The sequence below is a fragment of the Pseudomonas sp. Z3-6 genome (assembly GCF_051131985.1).
GTDB lineage: Bacteria > Pseudomonadota > Gammaproteobacteria > Pseudomonadales > Pseudomonadaceae > Aquipseudomonas > Aquipseudomonas zanjanensis.
On record NZ_CP071644.1, the window covers coordinates 4429124 to 4439657 of the forward strand.

8 protein-coding genes and 1 riboswitch are annotated in these 10534 nt (G+C 62.0%); of the genes, 5 read left to right on the forward strand and 3 right to left on the reverse strand.

Annotated elements, in window-relative coordinates; genetic code table 11:
* Positions 1 to 160: 160 nt before the first annotated feature.
* On the reverse strand, positions 161 to 634 hold the full coding sequence (locus J3P88_RS19075; RefSeq protein WP_434576545.1) for a toxin-activating lysine-acyltransferase: 474 nt from the start codon (positions 632 to 634) through the stop codon (positions 161 to 163).
* A 195-nt stretch (positions 635 to 829) separates the two neighbouring features.
* A riboswitch (cobalamin riboswitch) is annotated at positions 830 to 1053 on the forward strand.
* Positions 1054 to 1154: 101 nt separating this feature from the next.
* Between J3P88_RS19075 and J3P88_RS19080 the strand changes: the two genes are divergently transcribed.
* From J3P88_RS19080 to cobM, 4 genes are all read left to right on the forward strand, one after another.
* Positions 1155 to 1343 (forward strand): CbtB domain-containing protein, encoded by a 189-nt coding sequence (locus tag J3P88_RS19080; RefSeq protein ID WP_186729008.1) that lies wholly within the window; start codon positions 1155 to 1157, stop codon positions 1341 to 1343.
* A gap of 11 nt (positions 1344 to 1354) precedes the next feature.
* Positions 1355 to 2050, forward strand: coding sequence for a CbtA family protein (locus J3P88_RS19085; RefSeq protein ID WP_434570981.1), 696 nt, complete (start codon positions 1355 to 1357; stop codon positions 2048 to 2050).
* Positions 2047 to 2451, forward strand: a complete 405-nt coding sequence (locus tag J3P88_RS19090) for a cobalamin biosynthesis protein (protein WP_434570983.1) — start codon at positions 2047 to 2049, stop codon at positions 2449 to 2451. Before J3P88_RS19085 ends, J3P88_RS19090 begins: the two co-directional genes overlap by 4 nt.
* 78 nt (positions 2452 to 2529) lie before the next feature.
* Positions 2530 to 3276, forward strand: a complete 747-nt coding sequence (gene cobM / locus J3P88_RS19095) for a precorrin-4 C(11)-methyltransferase (RefSeq protein ID WP_434570985.1) — start codon at positions 2530 to 2532, stop codon at positions 3274 to 3276.
* 366 nt (positions 3277 to 3642) lie between these two features.
* Here cobM and nfuA read toward each other — a convergent pair whose 3' ends face one another.
* Positions 3643 to 4227, reverse strand: coding sequence for a Fe-S biogenesis protein NfuA (gene nfuA, locus J3P88_RS19100; RefSeq protein WP_003182850.1), 585 nt, complete (start codon positions 4225 to 4227; stop codon positions 3643 to 3645).
* 115 nt (positions 4228 to 4342) lie between these two features.
* Positions 4343 to 6634 carry a fatty acid cis/trans isomerase gene (locus tag J3P88_RS19105; protein WP_434570987.1) on the reverse strand — a complete coding sequence of 764 codons (2292 nt, stop codon included), beginning with the start codon at positions 6632 to 6634 and terminating at the stop codon, positions 4343 to 4345.
* 154 nt (positions 6635 to 6788) lie between these two features.
* Between J3P88_RS19105 and metH the strand changes: the two genes are divergently transcribed.
* On the forward strand, positions 6789 to 10499 hold the full coding sequence (gene metH, locus J3P88_RS19110) for a methionine synthase (protein WP_186706676.1): 3711 nt from the start codon (positions 6789 to 6791) through the stop codon (positions 10497 to 10499).
* The last annotated feature ends 35 nt before the right edge of the window (positions 10500 to 10534 follow it).

Genomic DNA, 10534 nt, shown 5'->3' on the forward strand with positions numbered 1-10534 from the left:
ACCTACAGCCCCACTGATCATCTCGATTTCAGCCAACGTCAAATCACGCATTTCCATATCTCCTTTCGGTCAATAAAGCGGTTCCAGTAAATTAGCTTACCGCCACCGCCAGCAAATCTTTAAAAGCACCAACCAAACAACCTTAATTGCCCTTGAAAATCTAAAAGCCCCGCAGCTTCATTGAACAGCTATTTAAACGTCCGCAATGTGCGGCATAGGGACGTTTGCGAGCCCAGTAAACTCTATTAACACCCTCCCCTCGGAAAATTTCCTTCATCCTCCCTATAGCCTCTCTTGCACCCCCGACAGGAAAACAAAAATCAATAATCCAAGTTCTACCCCCTTCGTTCCACTCCGAAGGGTGAAGCAAAAACTGTGGATCCGTGAGCAAGCGCTCCTCTGAATCAGGCGCCAAGTACGCCCAAGTCACATACCCCCTAGGCAGCCCAGTACGATCAAAGAAAAACACTATTTGCCTATGATCAATTGCAGGCGACAGCCAGAAATCCAATGTCAGCATCCGAAAGGTGGAATACTGCCTGCACATGAACATGACCATGCTGGCGAACCCTAAAAACTTTGCCTTCTCTTCTGTTATAGAACAGCGGCATTCAGTCCGCAGATCAAACTCCATTTTCACCTAGACACCCCTAACTGCGCCCCGCTAATTTCAAGCGCCTCCAAAAAAGTTCATGACTGAGTTACCTGATTAACAGCACCGCCTTGATTTGAAGGTGAATTAAATATCACTTAATGCTGGATGAATACCCTACATGTGTAGGGGTAGGCGGCACCTTGCCAATTGACGCCCCGCCCCCGCGCATGCTCTCCTGTGCGCCTAGTTACGGGTGCCCTTCACAGGGTGAAACGGGAAACCGGTGAATCGTGTGCTTTACTCCAAGCCCACGTCAGTCCGGTGCTGCCCCCGCAACGGTAAGCGAGCGAAGCGTCTGAACCACTGTGTCCACGGACATGGGAAGGGTGACGCTTGCAGGCCAGGCACAAGCCCAGCCCCTCGTGAGCCCGGAGACCGGCCCATGACTCAAGCATCAACAAACCCGCGGTGGGCGGGCGCTGTTCGAACCTTGGCGGGCTTTCGCCCGGGGTCTCATCGCGCTCGCATCCCCCACGGAACAAAAACAGAGGGAAGCGCCATGTCGACCATCAGCAGCACCGCCCGCTCCACCAGCAGCACCACCACCCTGAGCCAACGCCTGAGCGCCGCGATCCTGGCTTCGATCCTGGGGGCGGGGCTGGTCTATTTCGCCGGGTTCTCCCACATCGAAGCGGTGCACAACGCCGCCCACGATACCCGCCACAGCGCCGCCTTCCCCTGCCATTGAGAACCGACGACATGATCAAGCGTATCGCCCAGACCGCCGGTTTCAGCGGTTTGCTGGCCGCCCTGCTGTTGACCCTGTTGCAGAGTTTCTGGGTATCGCCGCTGATTCTCCAGGCGGAAACCTTCGAGAAGGCTCCGGCGACCGAGGTTCACGAACACGCCGACGGGGCCGCCCATACCCATGACGCCGAAGCCTGGGAGCCGGAAGACGGCTGGCAGCGGGTATTGTCCACTACCGGCGGTAACCTGGTGGTCGCCGTGGGTTTTGCCCTGATGCTGGCGGGCCTGTACACCTTGCGCGCACCGACTCGCACCTCCCAAGGCCTGCTCTGGGGCCTGGCCGGTTATGCCACCTTCGTCCTGGCACCGACCCTCGGCCTGCCCCCGGAGTTGCCCGGCACCGCGGCGGCCGACCTGGCCCAGCGACAAATGTGGTGGATTGGCACCGCGGCGTCCACGGCGGTGGGCATTGCCTTGATCGCCTTCGGCCAGCATTGGCTGCTCAAGGTACTGGGCGTGGCGACGTTGCTGGTGCCCCACGTCATCGGTGCGCCGCAACCGGAAGTCCATTCGATGCTGGCACCCGAAGCGCTTGAGAGCCAGTTCAAGATCGCCTCGCAGGTGACCAACGTCGCGTTCTGGCTGGCCTTGGGCCTGATCAGCGCCTGGCTGTTTCGCCGTGGCGACCAAGCTCACCACGACGCATGAGCGCCGCGCCGATCCTGGTGATCGGCCTGGGCTGCCAGCGCGGTTGCCCGGCCAGCATGCTGCGGGCCTTGCTCGAACAGACGTTGCTGGCCCACGGCATCGAGCTTCACCAGGTACGGGCCCTGGCCAGTATCGACCTCAAGCGTGACGAGCCAGGGCTGTTGGAACTGGCCGGGCAATTGGGCTTGCCGCTGACCTGCTTCAGTGCCGAACAGTTGGCCGAGTACGAGCCGCGGCTCAGTCACCGTTCCGAGATCGCTTTCGAGCGAACCGGTTGCTACGGTATCGCCGAAAGCGCTGCCCTGGCCTTGGCCGACCCGTTGGGCACCACGCCGTCAACACTGCTGATCCCCCGACAGAAAGGCCCCCAATGCACGTTGGCATTGGCGGTCGTGGTGTAAAACCCGATAATCGGCGTCCAGGATCATGAGCGATATTCATCTGGGCGACGCTCACCCACCTTTCTCAGGAGCCGGTCAATGACCGTGTACTTCATCGGCGCCGGCCCCGGCGACCCGGACCTCATCACGGTCAAAGGCCAACGACTGATCCGCCAGTGCGCGGTGATCATCTACGCCGGCTCGCTGGTGCCGACCGCCGTCCTCGAAGGCCATTGTGCCGAACAGGTGATCAACAGCGCCGAGCTGCATCTGGAACAAATCATCGAATTGATCAAGAGCGCCCATTTCAAGGGCCAGGATGTGGCCCGGGTACATTCCGGCGATCCGAGCTTGTACGGCGCCATCGGCGAGCAGATTCGCTGCCTGCGGGAACTGGGCATCCCGTTCGAGATCATCCCGGGAGTAACCGCGACCTCAGCCTGCGCCGCGCTGCTGGGCGCCGAACTGACCTTGCCGGACATCTCCCAGAGCCTGATCCTCACCCGTTACGCCGACAAGTCCCCGATGCCCGCCGGGGAGGAACTGGGCAGCCTGGCGCAGCACGGGGCGACCATGGCGATTCACCTGGGGGTCAATCATCTGGAAAAGATCGTCGACGAACTGCGGCCCCACTATGGCGGCGATTGCCCGATCGCGGTGATCCACCGGGCGACCTGGCCAGATCAGGATTGGGTGATGGGGAGGTTGGACGATATCGCGACAAAGGTACAAGCCAAGGGCTTTCGCCGCACGGCGCTGATTCTGGTAGGACGGGTGTTGGGCAACGATGTGTTCAGCGAGTCCTCGCTGTACCGCGCCGGGCATGCGCATCTCTACCGGCCCTGACTCCCTCAGCAAGAGCTAACCCAGATTCCCCTGTGGGAGCGAGCTTGCTCGCGATAGCGGCAGGTCAGTTGACGACGCTGTCGAATGTGCCGACGCCTTCGCGAGCAAGCTCGCTCCCACAGGGATTTGCAGCGACAAGAAAAGTGACGGTCACCGCAGCTCCCACAGGGTTCGGCAGGTGCCCACAGGTTTACGCGCCGATCACCGAAGCTTTTGTGGCGAGGGAGCTTGCTCCCGCTGGACCGCGAAGCGGTCCCCTGGCAACCCTGCATCATCACGAGAATGCATCGATTACCTGGCGATTGCTTCGCAATCGAGCGGGAGCAAGCTCCCTCGCCACAGCGTTTTGCGCGCAGCGAACACCTATCAGTAGTAGGCGTTTTCTTTCTGCGTATGGTCGGTCACGTCGCGTACGCCCTTGAGCTCCGGGATGCGCTCGAGCAAGGTGCGCTCGATGCCTTCCTTCAAGGTCACGTCGGCCTGGCCGCAGCCCTGGCAGCCGCCGCCGAACTGGAGCACGGCGATGCCGTCCTCCACCACGTCGATCAGCGACACCTGGCCGCCGTGGCTGGCCAGCCCCGGGTTGATTTCGGTTTGCAGGTAATAATTGATGCGCTCGTTGACCGGGCTGTCGGCATTGACCATCGGCACCTTGGCGTTCGGCGCCTTGATGGTCAGCTGGCCGCCCATGCGGTCGGTGGCGTAGTCGACGACCGCATCGTCCAGGAAAGCTTCGCTGAACGAGTCGATGTACGCGGTGAAGCTCTTGAGCCCCAACGCGGTGTCTTCGGGTTTCTCTTCCCCCGGCTTGCAGTAGGCGATGCACGTCTCTGCGTACTGGGTGCCGGGCTGGGTGATGAAGATGCGGATCCCGATACCTGGGGTGTTCTGCTTGGACAGCAGGTCGGCCAGGTAATCGTGGGCGGCATCGGTAATGGTTATGGCGGTCATGGAAACTCCTCGCAGGCTTGCCGGCAGTTTACGCCAATCATCGCGCCGGACAAAGTCCTAGTATTTTTGTCAGGAAAGCATCCGGCGGCACGGGGTTTGCCACCGGACCTGTCGATCAGAGGTTCTGGTAGCGATTCATGTCCAGCACACCGCTTTCCACGGGCTCCGTCTCCTGGATGTACTGGCTCAGGTCATGAAAGTAGTACCAGAACTGCGGGTGGCTGCGGCGAATCCCCCAGCGCTCGACAATCCGCTCGAACGCCGGCGCGTCCTGGGCGCCCTGCATGGCTTCGACGAAAGCCGGCACTTGCCCGGCCGGAATGTTGAACAGGAAGTTCGGATAGCTGCTGAGCACGCCCGGGTAGACCGTCAGCGTGTCCAGCCCCGGTTGGTAGCGCCGTTCCTCGCCCAGCAGGAACGCCACGTTGCTGTGGGCGCGGTTGCGCAGCAGGCTGTAGACCTCACGACGACCGCCAACGGTTTCGACGCGCAGCATCGTCGCTTCCGGCAGTTGATCGATCACCTTGAGCCCCGCCGCCGGGCGCGACACCAGCCGACTGAGGGCCTGCTCGGCGTTTTGCAGCGTCGGGTCGATGTTCGGGCGTGAGCAGTAGGCTCCGTCGCAGCGGTTGAGCGGATCGGGGCGCGCGTTCAGCTCGCCATAGCGGGCTAGCAATTGCTGGGTGAAATCGCGCTTGGGGTCGTGCTCGTCAAGCTTGAGGGCCGTCGGCTTGTCATTGTCGATGGCCTCGTAATCGAGCCACATCTTGACTTTGCCACCGTCCTGATACCAGTCGTCCAAGTAGTCTTCGCGGGAGTCAGCGGGCATCAAGCGCAGGAAGTTCTGTTCCGCGCCGTTGCGGATCAAGTCGAAATACAACCGGGTCTGGGCCTGGTGGGACACGTTGCCGAACACGTCGAAATTCACCGCCAGCTGATAATAGGTACGCTCCAGCAACGGGAAGTCGAACAGCCACATTGTCTGCGGTACCTCGCCGATCAGCCCCTTGGTGACCGAAGCACTGTCGAAATGCCGGAAAATGCTCAGCAGCGCGTTGTCGTTGCCGGCCCACAGCGTCGACCAGCTCGGTGCCGGCAGCTCGGCATAGCTGTCGCGGCGCAAGGCTTCGTATTCGTTACGTTTGTCCCGATAGTCGAGCCACAGGCTGACGACACTGCCCACGTCATCGTTCTGCCCCGGCATCGCCAACAGCGGCGTGGCCTGGCCGCGGTAGTTCGGATCGGTGATGTACAGGTCGTGCTCGGGGGCCTGGAACAGCGCCCAGAAATTGTCGCGGATCACATCCGTGGCGATCTGGCCACGGCACACCGGCCCGCGAATGAACGTGCGCACGAAGTACTCGGCGTTATCGAGCATGAACTGGTAGCGGGCCTGGGCCGGGATCGCTTCGAAGGTGGAAAAAGGATTGGCCCGGCGCTCCGGCCCATAACCCGGCAGCGCGCTGACCTGCCAGTTGCCGCTGTAGAACAGGCTCCTGATGCGTGCCATTTTCGCCGCGCTCAAGCCGTAGGTGATGTGGGTCTTGTGCACGATCACCCCCTGTACCGGCCAGAGCCGGTAATAAATGCGGGTACCAGGATCGTCGTTGGGACGGCGGGTGTTGATCAGGTCGATCGGCTGGCCCGTGGGTGTGCGCGAACGCACCCACTGGAAGAAATGCCCCGGCTCGCCGCCCTTGAAATAAATGTGCGCCAGGAACCAGTGTTCGAACAACCAGCGGCCCACCAGGCTTTCCCGGGCGCCCGGGGCATTGAGCAGGTTTTCCCATTGCACCACCTGCAAGGCTTCGGCGGCGCTTGGGGCCAGGGCCTGCTGATCGATAGGCGCACCGGCCGCCAGCCAGCGCTGCAGGGTCTGGTATTGCTGGTCAGTCAGGCCGGTGACGGCCAGGGGCATGCCTTCCTTGGGATGGGCGCCGGCATATTCGTCGAATTGACCCGGCATCGCGCAACTGTTGTCGCGGTTGAGGCCCAGGACGATCTCTTCCGGCAGCTTGGCGTTAGGCTGCAACGGCGTGCGATGGCCCAACTCCAGCATGCGCGCCATCAACGCAGCCTGGCTGCCCTGGGCGTCGAGCACTGAATAGAAGCCCTTGCGTTGCCAGGCGCGCGGGCCGGAGGCGTCATAGAACAAGCGGGTCGGGTCGGCCGCCTGGCGCCGCTCGCCGTCATACACCGACAGCTTGCTCGCCCCCCGCGCCGCGCCCTCGCCGCTGCCCAGGTTCAACTGGCAGGCGGAGTCGTAGCAGGCATGGCAGGCCACGCATTTTTCCGTGAAGATCGGCTGGATATCGCGGGTGTAGGAGATCGCGGAAGCGGGATTCCCGGCGGCTGCGGTAAAAGACAACAGCAGCAACAGACTGCCGAATAAGACGCGGTACGGCATGTCTCGGGTCCCTAAGAGATAATCCGGCGATTCTACCGGGCCAGCATCGCCTTGCAAACATGAGCGATATTCATGCAAAAGCCGTCATGATCAAATCCTGCACAGGTTTGCTATTATCCCGGCCTTCGTAATGGTCTTTTTTCCAGGTAGTCCTATGTCTGATCGCAGCGCTCGCCTTTATCTTCTCCAGCAAGCCCTCAAGGAACGCATCCTGATCCTCGACGGCGGCATGGGCACGATGATCCAGAGCTACAAGCTGGAAGAACAGGACTACCGCGGCAAGCGTTTTGCCGACTGGCCGAGCGACGTCAAGGGCAACAACGATTTGCTCGTGCTGAGCCGCCCCGACGTGATCGGCGCCATTGAAAAAGCCTACCTGGATGCCGGTGCCGACATCCTGGAAACCAACACCTTCAACGCTACCCAGGTGTCCCAGGCCGACTACGGCATGCAAGGCCTGGCCTACGAGCTGAACCTGGAAGGCGCGCGCCTGGCGCGTAAAGTGGCCGACGCCAAGACCCTGGAAACCCCGGACAAGCCGCGCTTCGTCGCCGGCGTGCTCGGCCCGACCAGCCGCACCTGCTCGCTGTCGCCGGACGTGAACAACCCCGGCTACCGCAACGTGACCTTCGACGAACTGGTGGAGAACTACACCGAGGCCACCAAGGGCCTGATCGAAGGCGGCGCCGACCTGATCCTGATCGAAACCATCTTCGACACGCTGAACGCCAAGGCGGCGATCTTTGCCGTGCAAGGCGTCTATGAAGAGCTGGGTGTCGAACTGCCAATCATGATTTCCGGCACCATCACCGATGCCTCCGGCCGCACCCTCTCCGGCCAGACTACCGAAGCCTTCTGGAACTCGGTGGCCCACGCCAAGCCGATCTCGGTCGGCCTGAACTGCGCCCTCGGCGCCAGCGAACTGCGCCCATACCTGGAAGAACTGTCGAACAAGGCCAGCACCCACGTCTCGGCCCACCCCAACGCAGGCCTGCCCAACGAATTCGGGGAATACGACGAACTGCCGGCCGAGACGGCCAAGGTCATCGAAGAGTTTGCCCAGAGCGGTTTCCTGAATATCGTCGGCGGCTGCTGCGGCACCACCCCGGCGCACATCGAAGCCATCGCCAAGGCCGTGGCCGGCTATGCGCCGCGTCAGATTCCGGAGATTCCCCGGGCCTGCCGCCTGTCGGGCCTGGAACCATTCACCATCGACCGCAGCTCGCTGTTCGTCAACGTCGGCGAGCGGACCAACATCACCGGTTCCGCCAAGTTCGCCCGGCTGATCCGCGAGGACAACTACACCGAAGCCCTGGAAGTGGCCCTGCAACAGGTCGAGGCCGGCGCCCAGGTGATCGACATCAACATGGACGAGGGCATGCTCGATTCGAAGAAGGCCATGGTGACCTTCCTCAATCTGATTGCCGGCGAACCGGACATTTCCCGGGTGCCGATCATGATCGACTCCTCCAAGTGGGAAGTGATCGAAGCGGGCCTCAAGTGCATCCAGGGCAAGGGCATCGTCAATTCCATCAGCATGAAGGAAGGCGTCGAGCAGTTCATCCACCACGCCAAGCTGTGCAAGCGCTACGGCGCCGCGGTGGTGGTGATGGCCTTCGACGAAGCCGGCCAGGCCGACACCGAGGCGCGCAAGAAGGAAATCTGCAAGCGCTCCTACGACATCCTGGTCAATGAAGTCGGCTTCCCGCCGGAAGACATCATCTTCGACCCGAACATCTTCGCCGTTGCCACCGGTATCGAGGAGCACAACAACTATGCCGTGGACTTCATCAACGCCTGCGCCTACATCCGCGACGAACTGCCCTACGCACTGACCTCCGGCGGCGTGTCCAACGTGTCGTTCTCGTTCCGCGGCAACAACCCTGTGCGCGAAGCGATTCACTCGGTGTTCCTGTTGTATGCGATCCGCGCGGGCCTGACCATGGGCATCGTCAACGCCGGCCAACTGGAGATCTACGACCAGATCCCGGTGGAGCTGCGCGACGCCGTGGAAGACGTGATCCTCAACCGCACCCCCGAGGGCACCGACGCCCTGCTCGCCATCGCCGACAAGTACAAGGGCGACGGCAGCGTCAAGGAAGCGGAAACCGAAGAATGGCGCGGCTGGGAAGTGAACAAGCGCCTGGAGCACGCGCTGGTCAAGGGCATCACCACCCACATCGTCGAAGACACCGAGGAGTCGCGGCTGTCGTTCGCCCGGCCGATCGAGGTGATCGAAGGCCCGCTGATGGCCGGCATGAACATCGTCGGCGACCTGTTTGGCGCCGGCAAAATGTTCCTGCCCCAAGTGGTCAAGTCCGCCCGCGTGATGAAGCAGGCGGTGGCGCACCTGATCCCGTTCATTGAGGCGGAAAAAGGCGACAAGCCAGAGGCGAAGGGCAAGATCCTCATGGCGACGGTCAAGGGCGACGTGCATGACATCGGCAAGAACATCGTCGGCGTCGTGTTGGGGTGCAACGGCTATGACATCGTCGACCTGGGCGTGATGGTGCCGGCGGAGAAGATCCTGCAGGTGGCCAAGGAGCAGAAGTGCGACATCATCGGCCTGTCCGGCCTGATCACCCCGTCCCTGGATGAGATGGTGCACGTGGCGCGGGAGATGCAGCGCCAGGATTTCCACCTGCCGTTGATGATTGGCGGTGCTACGACCTCCAAGGCCCACACAGCAGTGAAGATCGAGCCCAAGTACAGCAACGACGCGGTGATCTATGTCACCGACGCCTCCCGCGCCGTGGGCGTGGCGACCCAGTTGCTGTCCAAGGAGCTCAAGCCGGCGTTCGTCGAGAAAACCCGCCAGGACTATATCGACGTGCGCGAGCGCACCTCCAACCGCAGCGCCCGTACCGAACGCCTGAGCTACCCGGCGGCCGTGGCGAAGAAGCCGCAGTTCGACTGGAGCAGCTACCAGCCGGTCAAGCCGACCTTCACCGGTGCCAAGGTGCTGGACGACATCGACCTGAACGTCCTCGCCGAATACATCGACTGGACACCGTTCTTCATCTCCTGGGACCTGGCCGGCAAGTACCCACGCATCCTCACCGACGAAGTGGTCGGCGAAGCGGCCACGGCGTTGTACGCCGACGCCCGGGCGATGCTGCGCAAGCTGATCGACGAGAAACTCATCAGCGCCCGCGCCGTGTTTGGCTTCTGGCCGGCCAACCAGGTGCATGACGACGACCTGGAAGTCTATGGCGACGACGGCAAGCCACTGGCGCGCCTGCATCACCTGCGCCAGCAGATCATCAAGACCGACGGCAAGCCGAACTTCTCCCTGGCCGACTTCGTCGCGCCGAAGGACAGCGGCGTCACCGACTACGTTGGCGGCTTCATCACCACCGCCGGCATCGGCGCCGAAGAAGTCGCCAAGGCTTATCAAGAGGCCGGCGACGACTACAACTCGATCATGGTCAAGGCCCTGGCCGACCGTTTGGCCGAAGCCTGCGCCGAATGGCTGCACCAGCAGGTGCGCAAGGAACACTGGGGTTACGCCAAGGACGAAAGCCTGGACAACGAGGCGCTGATCAAGGAGCAATACACCGGCATCCGCCCTGCCCCGGGCTACCCGGCCTGTCCGGACCACACCGAGAAGGCCACGCTGTTCCGCCTGCTCGATCCCGAAGCCAGTGAAATGAAAGCCGGACGCAGCGGCGTGTTCCTCACTGAACACTACGCCATGTTCCCGGCAGCGGCGGTCAGCGGCTGGTATTTCGCCCATCCCCAGGCGCAGTACTTCGCGGTGGGCAAGATCGATAAGGATCAGGTCCAGAGCTATACCGCGCGCAAGGGCCAGGATCTGAGTGTGACGGAGCGCTGGTTGGCGCCGAACCTGGGTTACGACAACTAAACGGAAAGACTGCGGACCGGTCTGTCGACGACACA

What these genes read in the sequence shown, in the direction of transcription:
- J3P88_RS19075 (WP_434576545.1), bottom strand. Translation starts at nt 634, where the DNA reads ATGGAGTTTGATCTGCGGACTGAATGCCGCTGTTCTATAACAGAAGAG.
- J3P88_RS19080 (WP_186729008.1), top strand. Translation starts at nt 1,155, where the DNA reads ATGTCGACCATCAGCAGCACCGCCCGCTCCACCAGCAGCACCACCACC.
- J3P88_RS19085 (WP_434570981.1), top strand. Translation starts at nt 1,355, where the DNA reads ATGATCAAGCGTATCGCCCAGACCGCCGGTTTCAGCGGTTTGCTGGCC.
- J3P88_RS19090 (WP_434570983.1), top strand. Translation starts at nt 2,047, where the DNA reads ATGAGCGCCGCGCCGATCCTGGTGATCGGCCTGGGCTGCCAGCGCGGT.
- cobM (WP_434570985.1), top strand. Translation starts at nt 2,530, where the DNA reads ATGACCGTGTACTTCATCGGCGCCGGCCCCGGCGACCCGGACCTCATC.
- nfuA (WP_003182850.1), bottom strand. Translation starts at nt 4,227, where the DNA reads ATGACCGCCATAACCATTACCGATGCCGCCCACGATTACCTGGCCGAC.
- J3P88_RS19105 (WP_434570987.1), bottom strand. Translation starts at nt 6,634, where the DNA reads ATGCCGTACCGCGTCTTATTCGGCAGTCTGTTGCTGCTGTTGTCTTTT.
- metH (WP_186706676.1), top strand. Translation starts at nt 6,789, where the DNA reads ATGTCTGATCGCAGCGCTCGCCTTTATCTTCTCCAGCAAGCCCTCAAG.